This window comes from Methylocapsa sp. S129 (genome assembly GCF_009765995.1).
In the GTDB taxonomy this organism is placed as follows: Bacteria; Pseudomonadota; Alphaproteobacteria; order Rhizobiales; family Beijerinckiaceae; genus Roseiarcus.
In genome coordinates this window covers 139,931-156,029 of the sequence record NZ_LMUI01000029.1, presented here as the reverse complement: position 1 = coordinate 156,029, position 16,099 = coordinate 139,931, and the positions used below count along the sequence as shown (strand labels likewise).

16 protein-coding genes are annotated in these 16,099 nt (G+C 63.2%); 12 read left to right on the top strand and 4 right to left on the bottom strand.

The genetic code is table 11. From position 1 onward, the window contains the following. Nucleotides 1-63: 63 nt before the first annotated feature. The 9 genes from GSQ90_RS17455 (at nt 64) to GSQ90_RS17415 (ending at nt 8,896) form a co-directional block, all read left to right on the top strand. Nucleotides 64-567, top strand: a complete 504-nt coding sequence (locus GSQ90_RS17455) for a hypothetical protein (protein ID WP_158816126.1) — start codon at nt 64-66, stop codon at nt 565-567. Further along, nucleotides 567-941, top strand: coding sequence for a hypothetical protein (locus GSQ90_RS17450; protein ID WP_174247498.1), 375 nt, complete (start codon nt 567-569; stop codon nt 939-941). The genes GSQ90_RS17455 and GSQ90_RS17450 overlap by 1 nt, the downstream gene beginning before the upstream one ends. A 70-nt stretch (nt 942-1,011) precedes the next feature. Further along, complete coding sequence (locus GSQ90_RS32885; RefSeq protein ID WP_371418395.1) at nt 1,012-1,647, top strand: hypothetical protein; 636 nt, start codon at nt 1,012-1,014, stop codon at nt 1,645-1,647. An 87-nt stretch (nt 1,648-1,734) separates the two neighbouring features. After that, the gene (locus GSQ90_RS17440; RefSeq protein ID WP_246731654.1) at nt 1,735-2,205 is read left to right on the top strand and encodes a DUF6878 family protein; all 471 of its coding nucleotides are present in this window, start codon (nt 1,735-1,737) and stop codon (nt 2,203-2,205) included. Between the two features lie 11 nt (nt 2,206-2,216). Further along, on the top strand, nt 2,217-2,597 hold the full coding sequence (locus GSQ90_RS17435; RefSeq protein WP_158816124.1) for a hypothetical protein: 381 nt from the start codon (nt 2,217-2,219) through the stop codon (nt 2,595-2,597). A gap of 267 nt (nt 2,598-2,864) precedes the next feature. Then, the gene (locus tag GSQ90_RS17430; protein ID WP_158816123.1) at nt 2,865-3,608 is read left to right on the top strand and encodes a hypothetical protein; all 744 of its coding nucleotides are present in this window, start codon (nt 2,865-2,867) and stop codon (nt 3,606-3,608) included. Between the two features lie 263 nt (nt 3,609-3,871). Next, complete coding sequence (locus tag GSQ90_RS17425; RefSeq protein ID WP_158816122.1) at nt 3,872-6,415, top strand: strawberry notch-like NTP hydrolase domain-containing protein; 2,544 nt, start codon at nt 3,872-3,874, stop codon at nt 6,413-6,415. A 166-nt stretch (nt 6,416-6,581) separates the two neighbouring features. Further along, nucleotides 6,582-8,114 carry a tyrosine-type recombinase/integrase gene (locus tag GSQ90_RS32460; protein WP_246731653.1) on the top strand — a complete coding sequence of 511 codons (1,533 nt, stop codon included), beginning with the start codon at nt 6,582-6,584 and terminating at the stop codon, nt 8,112-8,114. After that, nucleotides 8,108-8,896 (top strand): tyrosine-type recombinase/integrase, encoded by a 789-nt coding sequence (locus tag GSQ90_RS17415; protein WP_158816121.1) that lies wholly within the window; start codon nt 8,108-8,110, stop codon nt 8,894-8,896. Before GSQ90_RS32460 ends, GSQ90_RS17415 begins: the two co-directional genes overlap by 7 nt. Before the next feature lie 27 nt (nt 8,897-8,923). Here GSQ90_RS17415 and GSQ90_RS17410 read toward each other — a convergent pair whose 3' ends face one another. Genes GSQ90_RS17410 through GSQ90_RS17400 form a run of 3 tightly spaced genes read right to left on the bottom strand, consistent with a single transcriptional unit; the run spans nt 8,924 to nt 12,089 of the window. Then, nucleotides 8,924-9,922 carry a tyrosine-type recombinase/integrase gene (locus GSQ90_RS17410; RefSeq protein WP_158816120.1) on the bottom strand — a complete coding sequence of 333 codons (999 nt, stop codon included), beginning with the start codon at nt 9,920-9,922 and terminating at the stop codon, nt 8,924-8,926. Beyond that, complete coding sequence (locus GSQ90_RS17405; protein WP_158816119.1) at nt 9,919-10,854, bottom strand: tyrosine-type recombinase/integrase; 936 nt, start codon at nt 10,852-10,854, stop codon at nt 9,919-9,921. The genes GSQ90_RS17410 and GSQ90_RS17405 overlap by 4 nt, the downstream gene beginning before the upstream one ends. Then, nucleotides 10,851-12,089 (bottom strand): site-specific integrase, encoded by a 1,239-nt coding sequence (locus GSQ90_RS17400; RefSeq protein WP_210254920.1) that lies wholly within the window; start codon nt 12,087-12,089, stop codon nt 10,851-10,853. The genes GSQ90_RS17405 and GSQ90_RS17400 overlap by 4 nt, the downstream gene beginning before the upstream one ends. A gap of 238 nt (nt 12,090-12,327) precedes the next feature. Between GSQ90_RS17400 and GSQ90_RS17395 the strand changes: the two genes are divergently transcribed. Both GSQ90_RS17395 and GSQ90_RS17390 read left to right on the top strand, forming a co-directional pair. Continuing rightward, entirely contained in the window at nt 12,328-12,474 is a 147-nt protein-coding gene (locus tag GSQ90_RS17395; protein ID WP_210254919.1) for a hypothetical protein, read from the top strand. Next, the gene (locus GSQ90_RS17390) at nt 12,467-13,462 is read left to right on the top strand and encodes a tyrosine-type recombinase/integrase (protein ID WP_158816117.1); all 996 of its coding nucleotides are present in this window, start codon (nt 12,467-12,469) and stop codon (nt 13,460-13,462) included. The genes GSQ90_RS17395 and GSQ90_RS17390 overlap by 8 nt, the downstream gene beginning before the upstream one ends. A 110-nt stretch (nt 13,463-13,572) precedes the next feature. Here the strand turns inward: GSQ90_RS17390 and GSQ90_RS17385 are convergent, their stop codons facing one another. Beyond that, nucleotides 13,573-14,619 (bottom strand): toprim domain-containing protein, encoded by a 1,047-nt coding sequence (locus GSQ90_RS17385; protein WP_158816116.1) that lies wholly within the window; start codon nt 14,617-14,619, stop codon nt 13,573-13,575. A gap of 201 nt (nt 14,620-14,820) precedes the next feature. Between GSQ90_RS17385 and GSQ90_RS17380 the strand changes: the two genes are divergently transcribed. Beyond that, nucleotides 14,821-15,615: a toprim domain-containing protein gene (locus tag GSQ90_RS17380; protein ID WP_371418394.1), complete on the top strand. Its 795-nt coding sequence runs from the start codon at nt 14,821-14,823 to the stop codon at nt 15,613-15,615. Nucleotides 15,616-16,099 lie beyond the last annotated feature (484 nt).

The window sequence follows — 16,099 nt, the reverse complement described above, 5'->3', positions numbered from 1 at the left end:
CCTTCCCATCCACCCGACAGACCCGGCCGCAGCGCCGGGTTTCGTCGATTCAGGAGCTTCATCATGTCCGTCAAAGCAATCTACGACAGCGCGCCGCTCGGCGCGCTCATCCGGTTCTCCAACGATAAACCGAAGCCGCCGGCCCGGTTCACCAGGAAAGTCGCGGCCTGGGAGCGAGTGAATGGCGTCGGTCGACTCGTCCGGAAATCACCGCCCTTCGTCCGTGGCGCCTACGCCAGCCCGGCGGCCATCACCCTGCACGAGGGCGATTTCGCCAGCAACGGCGTCGTCGTTCTCGTCGTCCACCGGACGCATGACCTTGACAGCGATCTTCGTTTCGAGGTGATCGGCGTTCCGCCCCCAGGGTCGTACCGGATTGTCGAGCCGTTCGGCGAGACGGTGGAGCTGCTTCATCTCGCCGACGACCGGACCGGCGCGGAAGCTTGGCTTCAGGCCCATCGGTATTCGCATGCACGGATCGAGATGGCTGCCGATACGAACCAGAAACAAGCCGCATCGGCAACCGAAGCGCCGGCTTCCGCAACGACGACGCGGGAGGTGGTGTGATGGACTGGTACGCCACCTGCTCGTATGAACTCGAGCGCAAGCGCCGCTTCCATGCGACCGCCCGCGCCCGCTTGCGCAAACTCGCAGCCGAGTTGGGGCTACCCGCCGGCAGCTTCGATCTTCGCTCCAACCAAGGTGGAATCGCCGTCTCAGGCGAAGTCATCCTGCATCACGAAAAGGTCTACGTGCATGTCTCGCAGCCCGCCACCCGCGCGAACACCGGGATTCTGATTCGGACCTGTCGTGGCCGGCGGGACTATACCGGCGGCGCCAATCATTTCACGCCGCTGTCGCTTCTCGACGACATCCCGGCGCTTGCCGAGCGTGTGCTCGCCGTGACTGGCGATTTGGCCAGAACCGTTCAAGCCGCCTGACTCCCTCTCGAAAACCACTCCCACGAGCCCGGCCATCGCGCCGGGCTCATTCATTTTCAGGAGTATGACGATGCCAGTCTTCACGATCGAAACCACCTATCGCCTTCCCCTCTTTCGCCATCGAACCTATGCGGCAGATACCGTCGAGCAGGCGTGCCGCCTCGCTGTCGAAGACGACGATTGGGACGACCAGAGGCGCGACTATGAGGCCACGGGCGACGCCTATGTCTCGGGCGCGTGGCGCGGCGAAACGGCCTATTCCGGTCGGGCTGAGGCCGTCCCGTCGCGATTTGAGGAGACCGGCCAGCGCAAGGTCGACCTTTTCGAGACGTTGCTCGGACTTCTGAAGATTTTTGCGCACGAGCGCCCGCTCGACGAGGTGGACCGGAAATTCTGGGCTCCGCGCGCGCGGGACGCTATCGCGAAGGCGGAGGCGATCCTCATTGGCGCCAACAATCCAGACGAGGAGTCGTCCGAGGCGTCGATATCTTATGTCGTCGCTCGCATCATCAATCATCACGGTGAGATGGATTACCTCTGCGGCTGGGATGTAAAGTGGGGAACATGCGCTTCCTCGCTCCAGCAGGCGATGCGCTTTCCAACCCTCGCTGACGCCGAGGCGGCTTGCGCCCGCGCGAGGGCGCTGGTTCCGACCTTCATCGGCGGCCAGCCAATCGAATATCGCGCGGTTCCGATTGCGCCCTGACGACGTCGCGTCGGTGGGTCCGGCCCATCGACGCTCATTCCATTCCCTCGCCCGGTGTCGCCGGGCTTTATGTTTCAGGAGATTGTCGTGACAGAACCAATGGATATCGATCCAATGGTGGCAACGGGAGACGACGGGAAGTCCGATCGCATTTCGCATCATCGCCTTTGCGTCGAACTTCACCTCCACAACAAGACCGTCGTCTTTGACGCGCTCGACGCCGCTGGGATCGCGACCGTCGTTGTCACCTTCGATGGCTACGGCGACAGCGGCCAAATCGAACGTCTCGAGATCGAAGGCGCCGTCGATACCCTGCCCGCCGCCACGGTCGAGATCGCCACCTCAATCTGGGGCGAACGAGAACCTCAAAGACAGTCAATGTCTCTCGCCGACGCGATCGAGAAGCTCATCTACGACTTCCTCGGCAGCGCGCATGACGGCTGGGAGGACAATGATGGCGCCTATGGCGAGTTCACGTTCGACGTCGCCGATCGGACGATCCGCCTGGATTACAACGAACGCTATACAGCGTCCGTAAATTATTCCCACGAATTCTGAGGGAGGAAGCCATGGCTAATCCCTACCATCACGCACTTTCCTCAGTGAAGAAATGGGGCGGAAGCGTCGACGACTGTATGGCGGTTCATAACTGGTTCGACGCTTCGAAGCGGATCACCGCTGACTTTCGCCATCGCGCCCTGCGACACCACACGGAGGGCATCTTTATGGCCGAGACGATCTTCGGTCCAACTCTTACGCTGTCGTCGGGCCGGATCATTCCGACGCGCTGCGTGGGCGAGCAGCATGTGATCGAAGACCTCGGCTTCATTCCGTCGTTTGCCGATTGGGTGCGCTGCATGCGCCCGGAACCATGGATGGGTCGGGCGCAACGTCTCGAAAAGGAGATCGACTCGGCGTTTGCTTCATCAACCTCCGCGGAGACCGGTTGATCATGTACGGGACCCATCTCCGTCTCGATGTGCATGTCTAGGCGTCTTGGCGCGACCTGGTTCGCGCCGCCACCAACAAGCTCGCAAACCAAGCGCGCCGCGATCCGTCAAAACGCGATGGTCGTAACGCCTTCTAGCGCGACATGCTCGTCCACGATCGTCAGGCGTAGGAGATCGTCCAAGCGTGGCGTCTTTGAACCGCATCTACTCATTCCCCCTCAGAAACCCGGCCTTAGCGCCGGGCTTTTCAATTCTGGAGAGACCGCAATGGCCGACTATTTCACTCCAACCGTCATACAGCCGGCGATTCCGAACGCCGACATGACGCCGCTCGAGCGCCTCATCCTCGGACAGGTCTTTGAGGCGGAGATCGATGGCGACGGCGTCTATTTCTTCACCTCGATCGGACCCAGCGACAGCTTTGAATTGGAAGCATCGGCGTTGCGGGAAGCCATCGAGGCGTCGTCGGGCTTTCAGAGCACCGCAAGCGACTATGTCTCGGAACGGCTAGCGAGCCTCGCCGTCGACGAGGAAACAATCGAAATCGACCTCAGCGGCATGTCGTGGGAATTTATTTTCCAAGACATCGTTCGCCGTTCGGCGACCCTCGATCATGTCACAGCGGTTTCGGCCTTCACCTGCAGCCGGATGCGCCCGGATGGGTTCGGCGGCATGGCGGTGATGATCACGGCCGATTCTGTCAGGGGAAAGTCGACGAACGATATTCTGGAGGACTTCTTGTCGTCGGACGCCGCTCCGATCGTCGGCGGCGCGCATGTGCTTCTTCGTCTTAGCGAAGAGGCTGTCAGCGAGCAGGTTGCCGTAGCTATCGAATCCGATCCAGACCTGACGACGATCGCAGCCTCCGATGTGACGGCCGATGACGTCCGCGCCGCGTGCCTCGCGGTCGTCGACCATAGCGACCTCGCCGAGGAGCGCGGCGCGGCCGAGTTCCGTGCCGCGATTCAGGCGATTCGCGCCGCTGAACGGCGACAGATCGATCACACGTGAGAGTTCCCGCTGATCGGGCCACAAGCCTGATTGGGGTAAAGCCGCACGATGGCCGTCGTCGGCCACGAGAGCCGCTCGCTCGTCACGGCGATCTTTTGCTACGTCTGGCGAACGCGACGCCGGAGGAGCGCGACGCCTGGTGGCGCGGCGTCAAGGCTGCGGCCTGATAAGAGCGAGAGGCAGGCCGGAAAGGGACGGTCCGGCCGGGATCGAGAGAGAGCATCCGGCGGATCGTTCCGACTCGCTCTCCTGGATCCCGCATCATGAACCATCACGTTCCGGCGCCGCTCCCTGCCGCCAACTCTCCCTCGACTGTTGACAAGGCCCCGCGCATTCTGCGCGCCGCCGAGATGATCCTTCCCGCCCTGGCCGCCGGTCGCGCTATCGGCGCCGCGGCTTTGCGTTCCACCATGGATGCGGCCTTCGGCGGCTCGGACGCCGAAGGGGCTTGGCTATGGAAGGACGGCTGTGAGGCCTGCGAGGTCGCGCAGGTCCTCTTTCTCCGGCGATACGGCGCAGCGATGCGACGCCAGGCTCCTACGCCTGCGCGCCTCCTCGCCATGCTGTCACGCGTCGCAGGCTTGCTGCCGACGCAGACGCGCCGCTCCGATGAGAGCCAAGCGTATCAGCAGTTCTCGACGCCGCTCGGTCTTGGCTTCGCCGCGGCGACCGCGGGTGCATTTGTCCAGGGCGACGTTGTCCTCGAGCCGTCGGCTGGCACGGGGCTGCTGGCGGTTCTCACCGAGCGGGATGGCGTCACCCTGGCGCTCAACGAACTCGCCGACGTTCGCGCCGATCTCCTCGGCCTGGTGTTCCCGGAAGTCGCGGTTACGCGCCACGACGCGGCGCAAATCGACGATCGTCTCGATCGCGCCGTCCGGCCGAGCGTCGTGCTGATGAACCCGCCCTTCTCCGTCGCCGCGCATGTCGATGGCAAGGTCCGCGACGCCGCCCTTCGGCACATCTTGTCGGCTTTTGCGCGACTGGCGGATGGCGGACGCCTCGTCGCCATCACGGGCGCGGGGCTCTCGCCTGATGCGCCGCAATGGCGCGAGGCCTTCATCACTCTCCAGGAACGCGGGCGCGTCGTGTTTTCCGCCGCGATCGACGGCAAGGTCTACGCGCCGCACGGCACGACGATCGAGACGCGGCTCACGGTGATCGACAAGGTGCCGGCCGAGAACCCGGCGAGATTTCCGACGCCGCGGGCGACGGCCGATGTCGCCACTCTGCTCGAATGGGTGCTGACCGACGTGCCGGCCCGCGCGCCGGTTGCACCGACTTCGATACCCGCTCCCGCCGTTCGCCGAGCGGCGCCCATTACGCAGCGTCCGCGATCAGCGCGCGCGCCCTCCCCTACCCCGCGCGCCGAACCTTCGGCGATCGAACTCGAATACGAGACGGCCGATTGGAAGCCGGTCAACGGCGGATCGCTGTCGGACGCGATCTACGAAGGTTACGTTCTGCAATCCATCCGGATTCCGGACGCCAGGCCGCATCCGACGATGCTCGTGCAATCGGCGGCCATGGCATCGGTGGCGCCGCCGAAGCCGAGTTATCGACCGCTCCTTCCGGCAAATGCCGCCGCCGACGGCCCCCTCTCCGACGCCCAACTCGAAAGCGTCATCTATGCGGGAGAGGCGCATTCAGGCCACCTCGACGGCGCGTGGACGGTCGACGCCACTTATGACCTCGTTTCCGCGGCGCCTGACGACGCCGAGAATTCGGTGCGTTTCCGCCGCGGCTGGTTCCTTGGCGACGGCACCGGCGCCGGCAAGGGTCGCCAGGTCGCCGGCGTGTTGCTGGACAATTGGCTGCGAGGCCGTCGTCGCGCCGTCTGGGTGTCGAAGTCGGATAAATTGCTCGAGGACGCCCAGCGTGACTGGTCCGCGCTCGGCCAGGAACGGCTTCTGGTCACGCCGCTCTCGCGCTTCCGTCAGGGCATGCCGATCCGGCTCGAGGAAGGCATCCTCTTCACGACCTATGCGACCATCCGTTCGCAGGAGCGCGAGGGCAGGGTGAGCCGGGTCCAGCAGATCGTCGATTGGCTGGGGCGGGACTTCGACGGCGTCATCGTGTTCGACGAAGCCCATGCGATGGCCAACGCCGCCGGCGGCAAGACGGCACGAGGCGATCAAGCCGCATCCCAGCAGGGCAAGGCTGGGCTGCGGCTGCAGCACGCCCTGCCGGACGCCCGCGTCCTCTATGTCTCGGCGACCGGCGCGACCACCGTCGAGAACCTCGCCTATGCACAAAGACTTGGCCTGTGGGGCGGCGTCGACTTTCCCTTCGCCAATCGCACCGAGTTCGTCACCGCCATCGAGGAAGGAGGCGTCGCCGCCATGGAGGTGCTGGCGCGAGATCTTAAGGCGCTCGGCCTCTACGCCGCGCGGTCGCTCTCCTACGAAGGCGTCGAATACGAGCTCGTCGAGTACCAACTCACGCCGGATCAGATCCGCATCTACGACGCCTATGCCCTCGCATTCCAGATCATACACAATAATCTGAGGGAGGCGATGAAGGCGTCGAACATCCGTTCCGAGCGCGGGACGCTCAACGGCCAGGCGATGTCGGCGGCGCTCTCGGCTTTCGAATCGAGCAAGCAGCGTTTCTTCAATCACCTGATCACAGCGATGAAGACGCCGACGCTGATCGCTTCGATTGAGAGCGACCTTTCCGCCGGCCACGCCTCAGTGATCCAGATCGTTTCGACCGGCGAGGCGCTGCTGGAGCGAAGACTCGCCGATATTCCGACGGAGGAATGGACGGACATTCAAGTCGACATCACGCCGCGTGAGTATGTCTAATGCCGAATTCGGCATTACACGTATTCTCTGGCGTCCGTCGTTATGGGGTGATCCAGCCAGATTGGCCCCTTATTCCTGCGTTTTTTGGGTTTGTTGCTCGGCATAATATTTCTCCTGGTTGGCTAAGCTCCCTCTCGCGTTTCTCTCAACACGAAGGAGCTACCACTTGACCGCATCCCTCTACCCCTCCAGTGATTGCCGCCCGCCGGACTACACGCCCGCAGTCCGATTCCTTGATCATCTTGCCAAGAACGGGCTCACCGGCGACGGCAGGCAGTATAAGAGCGCGGCGCGTCACTTTCTCTTCTGGCTCGACAAACGAGCAATCGCTCTCAGCAGTGTGGACGAGTCCATCGTTCAGCGATTCCGGCGACATCGATGCCGATGCCCACGATACAGCGCGCACCAAGTCTCCACGGACCTCTATCTCAGTCACACTCGCCGGCTCGTGCGGTTTCTTGAAGATGCAGGTGATATCCCAGTCGCGGGTGGCGCGGGATGCATCGACGCACACCTCGGTGACTACGCCAAGGACTTGAGTACCGAGGGATACAGCCGGGTCATCTGGCGCGGGTACTGCTCGGAAGCCGAGCATTTTTCGTGCTGGCTGCGGTTCTCACGCCAACTTGGGCGCGATATTGACGATGACGTTATAGAGCGGTTCGCCCGGCATCTCTGCCGGTGTCCGATAACGCGCAAGCGCGCGAAGTTGGCGGAGCCAACGGGACAAAAGCATCGCCGCCGGGGCGCACGCCGCTTCGTCGGATTCCTCCGGGCTCGCGGCGTGCTTCAACCGGCCATTGTCTCTGGGGTCCAAGAAGATCACCGGATCACGGCATTCCGCTCATGGCTTGAGCGGCAACGCGGCGCCACGGCGGGGACAATCCGCCGCTACGTCCAGGAAGTAACGCGATGGCTTTCGAAGCTGCCACTCGATCCGGCAGCTTACGATGCAGCCATGTTGCGCGACATCGTGCTCAAGCAGCCGCAGTCTCGATCACGCTCTTCAGTACGGATGACCGTGACGGTGTTGCGCGCCTATTTGCGCTTTCTATCCGCACGCGGCGAATGCCGTCCGGAACTTTCCTACGTCGTTCCCCCGGCGCGCCGTCGCAGCATAAAGCTTCCCCGCCACGCCCCACAGGCGACGATCGAGAGGATAATCGCGTCTTGTGACACAACCACGCCAGTCGAGATTCGCGATAAGGCCATCATACTTCTCTTGGCGCGACTGGGCCTGCGCGCGGGCGACGTCTGGGCCTTACGCTTACCCGACGTGGATTGGGCAAATGGGCGGATTCGCGTCAAAGGCAAGGGGCGACGTCCGAGCATGTTGCCATTGCCGCAGGATGTGGGAGAGGCGCTGCTGGCCTACTTACGCCAGGCCAGACCGCCCGCCTCGACAGATCGCGTATTTCTGCGTGTCCAGGCGCCATTTCGGCCGTTTTCGTCGTCAGCCGAGATCGCCGGCATTGTCTCGCGCGTGCTGGCACGCGCCGGCATCGATGATGTGCCGACCGGCTCGCATGTGTTTCGCCACTCGCTTGGTACCAACATGCTGCGCTCAGGCGCGAGTCTCGACGCGGTTGGGACTGTACTTCGGCACAGCCATAGGAGCACAACAACCATCTACGCGAAGGTCGATACGACGATGCTTCAACGCGTGGTTCAGCCCTGGCCGGAGATCGCGTCATGCTGAACCAAGACGTTGATCGCTATGTGGCCCTGCAGCGGCAGCTTGGTCTGTCTTTTAATCAGCAGGAGCGCATTCTCGGACTGTTTGCGGCCCACGCCGAAGCATTGGGCGATCGGTACATCACCGCGGTTCGCATTCGGAGCTGGTGCGCGACCGCCTCAACGCCCAACAGCGCAAGAACCTGGTGTGACACGGTTCGCCGGTTTTCTCTCTTCCTAAACGCGGAGGACGCTCGGCATGAGGTACTGCCTGCGGGCATTTTTGGTCGAGGCAGGCGCCCGCGTCCGGCCCCACACATATTGCGGCCGGATCAGGTGACCGCAATCATGCAGGCGGCGCTGGAGGTCTCCCCGCAGGGGACAATCAGCCCGTACACCTATCATTACATATTCGGTCTATTGGCCGCGACCGGCATCCGCATCTCCGAAGCATTGGCGCTTAAACGCGGAGATCTGACAGATGACGGCCTCATTCTGAGAACCGGCAAGTTCGACAAGAGTCGACTCGTGCCTCTCCACTCCAGCACACGCCGCGCGTTGGATGACTATCTTGCCATTCGAGAAAAATGGGACGGCGATAGCGACGATCTCTTCGTTGTCACCACCGGGCGCGCGCCAACGGCAACAAGAGTGCATGTGGTCTTCGTCAGGCTCGCCCGACAATTGGGTATTCGAGGTCCAAAAGGAACGCGCGGTGCCCGCCTGCACGATCTTCGGCATAATTCCGAGTGCCGGATTATTCCGAGTGGGGATCCAAATGGCGTGGAGATCCCACGGATTTTCTGAAGTTGGCCTGTGTGGGGATCGTCATAATCAGAGGCTCCTGAGAAAGGTCAGGAGGTGATCATCGGGTCGGTATCGGCGTGCGTGCGCATCGGTGGCCGGGGTTTTGGCAAGCGCTGCTTCCTTGAGCTGCATATCGGCATGCAAATAGATAGATGTCGTCTCGATAGACTCGTGGCCCAGCCAAAGCGCGATCACGGAACGGTCGACGCCGCGGTGAAGCAGGTTCATCGCCAGCGTGTGCCGGAGCACGTGGGGCGTCACGCGCTTGCCGGACAATGAAGCGCACTGACGACAGGCGACGGCGAGGTGCTTGTTGAGCAGATATTGCAGGCCGTCATGGCTCAATGCCCCGCCTGAGGTTGTCGGAAAGGCAGGTCTTGAAGGCTGGCCATGGTGCTCTTGGAACCAGTTGCGCAACACTGTAGCGGTTTCCTTGCGTAGCGGCGTGTTGCGGACTTTGCGTCCCTTGCCCTGGCATTGCACATGGGCGCTGGGCCCGAGCACGAAGTTGTGACAGCGCAAGCCGAGAAGTTCGGAGGCGCGTAGCCCGGTCTGCACGGCAAGCAGCAACAAAGCTCGATCGCGACGCCCGATCCAGGTGTCGAGGTTGGGCGCCGCCAGTAGAGCGGCCACTTCGGTGGGCGCTAGAAAGTCGATCGGCCGCCGTTGATAGCGCTTGCTCGGCATGGCGAGCACGCGCTGCGCCAGGGCGCTGTGCTCGGGTGCGTGCAGCGCCACATAGCGGAAAAAAGAGTGGATGGCGGCGAGGCGGACGTTGCGACTGCGGGCGCTATTGTCGCGTTCCTGTTCGAGATGATCGAGGAAGGCGCCGAGGAACGGAGTGTCCAGATCGGGCAGCGGAAGGGCCGATGGCGCTTTGCCAAGCTGTCGTTGCGCATATTGCAGCAGCAAACGGAAGGTATCCCGGTAGCTGGCGAGAGTGTGGGGGCTCACCTGTCGCTGCCGCATGAGACGGTCGATGAAGAACGCCTCCAGCAGAGTGGGGAATGTATTGGCGGCTTTCATGGCAAAGCCTCCCGCTCGGATGGCTCCACGCGGAATAGCGCCTGCCGCAACAGCTCTGGCGTCGCCGTGAGATACCAGTAGGTATCGGTGATGTGCGCATGGCCGAGATAAGTCGAGAGTTCAGGCAGACGTCGCTCGACATCGACGCCGTCGCGATACCAGGCGAGGAGCGTGTTGACGGCCATTCGATGGCGGAGATCATGCAGGCGTGGACCTCGGCTGGCGCCGGCGCTTCGCAGGCCGATCTTGTGAGATAATTGGACGAACGTCCGTCGGACGCTCCCGTCGGTGAGGCGGCCCCCACAATCAGAGACAAAGAAGCTTGCGCTTGCGGGGTAGTGGCACAAACGATCCCGCCACGTTGCGTAGCTGTTCAAAGCGCATTGCGCGGAGACGTGCAGCGGGACGTAGCGGGACTTGCCGAACTTCGCGCCGCGGATCGTCAGCACGCCGTTCACCAAGTCCACGTCATCGCGATCGAGTTGCAGCGGTTCGCGGCATCGCATGCCGGTCACCGCGTATAGGCCGAAGAGGGTGGAGTAGGTATGAGGCCGCAACCCGGTTGAGGAGGACAGTTGCCGCGCCGCGTCGAGTAGGCGAGAGATCTCCTCATCACGATAGATATACGGCGTCGGACGCTGATAGCGATGGGGAAGCAGGCCGTGCGGCGGCACGATGGTTCGCGAGTCGAGCGCGCCGCAGTATTGCGCGAAGCGACGCACGATCCCCAAGCGACCGGCTCTCTCAGCGAGCGCCGCCCCACAAGGCTGGCTCACCCATGCCAGCGCGAGATCGGTGGTGACGTAGGTTGCGCCGGCCAGATCGGCGAACGCGACGAACTGCTGCAACAGGTGTCCGGCCCGACAGAGTTTGTGCCCGAGGGCGCGACGCATGGCCAGATATTCGTCGAGCGTCTTTCGCAGCGGGCTCATGAGGCGGCTCCCGGCCAAGCAAGGCCAAGGGTGCGTAGCGCCGCGATGTCCACCTTGGCGTAGATTTGCGTCGTGGTTGGCTGGCTATGACGCAGGAGCTGTCCGATCTCGGTCAGCGAAGCGCCTCGACGCAATAAATCGGTGGCGAGGGAGTGCCGCAGCAGGTGGGCCCCTTTGAACGATGGGTTCAAACCGGCGCGCTTGAGGGCGCGACAGACGACGCAGTCAATAGCGGAGGGGCCGGCCAGGCCGCGCAACGGCGCGCGCATGCGGATGAAAACCCGTCGTATCGAACCGCGGGGACGGGCGTGACGCAAATAGTCGACAAGCGCCGCGCCGACGTCCGTCGGCAGCGGCAATCGCACAAGCCGCTGGCCCTTGCCGCGGACGAGAATCTCGCCCCGTTCCCAATCCAAATCGTCCAAGGTCAAGGCGACGACCTCTCCAGCGCGCAATCCGAGGCGCGCCAGAAGCAACAAGATCGCATAGTCGCGTTCACCGACTGGTACGCTGCGATCACAAGACACGAGCATCCGCTCAACCTGTTCAGGCGGAATGGACTTGGGCAGATGCGACAGGCGCCAGTCGGCTATCCCCGACACGGCGCCAGCGAGATCCATCGAAATCGCGCCTCGTTGTCGCAAAAAGCGCAGAAACGAACGCAACGCGGTGATCATCAATTGAGCGCTGCGACGGCTTCCCGTCTGAGCGTGACGTACAACAAAACGCTGAATGTCGATCGGGCGCAGTTCGTCGAACTGCATCGGCTTTCCGTCAAACCGCTCTGTGAGAAATCTTCGAACAACTGGTAGATAGTTGCCCAAGGTTGCAGGTGACAAGCCACGCTCCGAACTCAGGTGACGCCCGAAGTCCCGCGTCAGATTGTCCAGAGGGGTTGGATCAGGTCCTGGCGGCAGGCTCCGAACGCAACCGAGGTCACGTAGATATCTGAGCAGTTGCTGGCCGGTCGCCACCTCACCGCGCCGCACATGACCTTGGCGGCGACGATCTGCGTGAAACTGGTTAAGGTGACCCTCGTCGAGCGCATCCCGTGAAAGATTGCGCCGATAAAGCCAAGCGCTCAGTTTTGCCACGAGTTCGCATTTGTCGCGCACCGTCGTTGACGTGTAACCCTCGCCGCCGAGCCGTGCCGCAAATGCATCGATGTGGGTTGCCAACGGGCCAACGCGGGACGCCTTGACCCACGTCGCCGCGTCACAGTCAGGATCGGTCATCATTCGTCTCCATTAGAGCCGAGGAAAATCCTCGTTCATGGAAGACAGCCGAGCAATGCCGAGCTGGCAATCATCAAGACCTATCCAAGTCTCTGAAATTAAGGACCATCAAGCGATCACAAACAGACCACTCGGAATAATCCGGCACTCGGAATTATGGCGCTAATTCCGAATTCGGAATTACCGACATAGCTTCGCGGTACACAACCTGACCGCCTGGTATCGTCGAGGCGCGGACGTGCAACGGTTGTTGCCCGCGCTCTCCACTTACCTCGGCCATTCCGATCTGGAGGGCACGAAGGTCTATTTGACGATGACTCCGGAGCTTCTGCAGCAGGCATCGCTGCGCTTTGCGCGTTATGCGGGGGGAGACCAGCATGTCTGAAGTCGTAACCCTTGGTCCATGGCTCCGGCGCTTCCTGTCCGAACATATTGTCACCGAGCGCAATCTGGCTCGGAACACTCGCAAGAGCTACCGGGACACCTTCAGTCTTCTGCTTCCCTTCGTCAGCCGCAAGGTGCGCAAGCCCGTGGACCGGCTGGTTGTGCGCGATCTCACCTCTCGGCATGTGTTGCAGTTCCTCACACATCTCGAAGACGATCGCGGATGCTCTGCCCGGACCCGCAATCAGCGGCTTGCCGCTATCCGGGCGTTCGCCCGCTTCATCGGCAGTCGTGATCCGGCCCTTGTCGAATGGTGCGGCCATATCCGGGCTATCGCGTCGAAGAAATCCATGCCGCCACCAGTCGGATGGCTGACCAAGGCGGAAATGGAGGCCATGCTTGCCGTGCCCGACCGCAAGACTAGGCGGGGCCGCCGCGAATACGCGCTTCTGCTCTTTCTCTACAACACTGGGGCGCGCGTCTCCGAGGCCACGGAACTGAAAGTACGCGATCTGCAGATCGGGCGCGGGAACGGCGGTCACGACCTTGCCACCCTGCATGGAAAGGGCGGCAAGACGCGTCAGTGCCCATTGTGGTCGGAAACCGAACGAGTGCTGGCAGACGAGATCCTCGATCGCTCTCCCGATGACGCCGTGTTTGTTAGCAGGCTCGGAACGCCTTTTACTCGGTTCGGAGTCTATCGCCTTATCGAGCGTTACGCGGCCGCGGTGCCGGAACTGGCTGACAAAACGATAACCCCTCATGTGATCCGGCACACAACGGCCTGCCACCTGGTTCTCGCTGGCGTAGACATCAACACCATCCGCGCCTGGCTCGGCCATGTCTCGATCAGCACCACCAATATCTATGCCGAAATAGACCTCACGCTGAAAGCCAACGCCGTAGCTCTTTGCGAAGTCGGTCAGCCAAAGCCCGGTCGGTCATGGAAGGAGGACAAGGATTTGATGGCCTTCCTCAGCGCCTTGTGAGTCAGGAGTCATGTTACGGCGCTCGTTGCCGATAACTCCTGCTCTGAATTGTGCGGGCTGGGGCACTCCGACGTAAGGAGTGCCTCCGCGCGACGCAGCGCGAGTTCGGTTCAGCCCACCGGCAGCAGATGTCCAGCAAACCGTTGGACCTCCGCTGGCCGCAGTTGCGACAACAGGTTCGCGCGAAGCGCCAGTAAGCCGGCGCGGCAGAGATCGTTGTTGAAATCGCCAAGCTGCGGCGACAGCACATGCGGCTCGATGCCGACTCCCTCGGCCCGGGCCGTCAGCGCCGCCACCGCCGCGTCACCGGCCGGGTCCGCATCGCGCACGATATAGAGAAGGCGTAAGCTTGCCGGAAATAGCATGGCGGCGAGATGATTGGACGAAAGTGCCGCCGCCAGCGGCAAGGCGGGCAAGATCTCGCGCACTGACAACACGGTCTCGATGCCCTCACCGGCGGCCAGTACATCATCGACCGCCCCAAAACGCACCGCATGGCCGAGCAGATTGCCCATCGCCCGTCGCGGGGCGTCGACCGGCGCTTTGCCGCCGGCCGGGTCCAGCCAGGTGCGATGTACGCCGGTGATGGCGCCGGAAAGATCCGTGATGGCAGCGATCAGCGCCGGAAACGATAGGTTCTCGGCGCTCCCCTCCGGCCGGTAGAAGCAGCTTGGATGAAACCGTAGGGACGCAAGCCCGGCCACCCCGGTCAGATGCCGCCTGTGCAAGTAACGCTCCGCCAGCGTGCCCGCGAGGGGCCGCGACGCAGCGAACAATCGGCGCGCAGATTCCAGTGAGCCTTGCGGGACCGGATTGCGTCGGGCCGCCGCCGAGGAGATCGGTGGCGGGTTGGGCAGACTCAGAAAGCGGCGTGCCTCATCGGCAACGTCCTTGAAGTCGACAAGACCGAGCGCTCCACGGATGACATCCAACAGATCACCATGTTCAAGCGAGGCCGCATCCGTCCAGCGCCCGGCGGTGCCGGGACCGGAGTCCGGTCCGCTGAGCCGCACGAACATCGACCGGCCGGGCGTGTTGCGAACATCGCCCACCAGCCAATAGCGGCCCTGCCGCCGGCCGTTGGACAGATAATGGCGGCAGACCGCCTCGACGTTCTGGGCGAGGCGGCGGGCCAGTTCGGAAGCGTCGCGGGCCATCACGCGACCTCCCGCAGCACGGCGTTATGTTGCGTAGAAACTGCCAATCGGCTGTGGGACAGCGCCCCCGCGCCAGGCCGCAACATAATCTTCGCCGCAACATAGTCGGTCTTATGTTCAACTGCACATAAGACCGACGCCGCCACGGACGAGCACGGCGACCTTCTCGACCTGATCGCACTCAACCGCGGGCTGACATCGGTGCGCGACGCGATGGACGAGGCGCGCGCGTTTCTGAGCCTGCCGTTGCCGGAGGTCCCCTCCCCTTCCCCTGCTCGATCATCGCCGGCGCCGCACGGCTCGTCCGAGGCGGCGCGCCGTCTATTTGCCATGTCGCGGCCGATCGGCGGCACGCTGGCCGACGCCTATCTCAGGCATCGCGGCATCGATCCCGTTGTCGTCGACGCCGACGCTCTTCGCTTTCACCCGCGCTGCTATTATCGCGAGAACGATGAGGCGCCCACGCGAATATTCCCGGCTCTGATCGCCGCTGCCACCGATCGCGCCGGACGCGTCACGGGCGTCCACCGCACCTGGCTCGATCCTCACCATATTGGAGAGAAGGCGCCTGTGTCGTCACCGCGCCGCGCGATGGGTGACCTTCTGGGATCGGGCGTTCGCTTTGGAATGCACACCGACGCGCCGCTCTCGGTCCTCGCCGCCGGCGAAGGGCTCGAGACTATCATGTCGCTGCGCATGGTCATGCCAGGCATGCCGATGATCGCCGGTCTCTCAGCGAATCACCTTGCCGCGCTCCTGCTCCCTTCTTCGCTCGGTCGGCTCTATATTGCGGTCGACGCCGATCCCGCCGGTCGTCGCGGTATGGAGCGGTTGAGCCGCCGCGCCCGCGACTCTGGGATCGAGGTTCTGACGCTGTCGCCGCGCCTTGGCGACTTCAATGAAGACCTTCGACGCATCGGACCCGTGCAGCTCCGCGGGTCTCTGAGGGACCAACTCCTCCCGCAGGATGCCTTACGCTTTCTGCTTGCGGCCTGACGGCGCCGGAAAGGAGAGGGTGGATTCGGCGACCGTGGTCCCGCCCATCGGCCGGCGGCATGGCTCCGCTGGATGATGAGAGCCGCACCCATGGCCTTCTGGAGGGCGAGTGGGCGTCAGACGGGCCGGGCCGACAAGGGCGGTCGGCAACTGTTTTCCGCCGGCGGGCGAAGCCCGCCTTTGCATCGCGAAGCAAAACAGTGGCCTCCCTACCCTCCTCCGCTCCGCTTCGGCCGCCGCGCTGCGCTTGGCGGTGCAAGCTCGGTCCGTCCGCCGCCTGATCGCCTCGAAGGCCGCGATGGGCGCGGCTGCCATCCACGGAGGCGCCGCCATGGCGATCGACCAGGACACCGACTTCGAGCCTTTCCACGCCTCATCTCCGACCGACCGCGTCATCCACGAATTGCAGGTTCACGGCTATCATCGGCATCAGGATGAGCCCGATCGGCGTCCCCTCCCCGATGAGAACGCTGTCCGAGGCGCG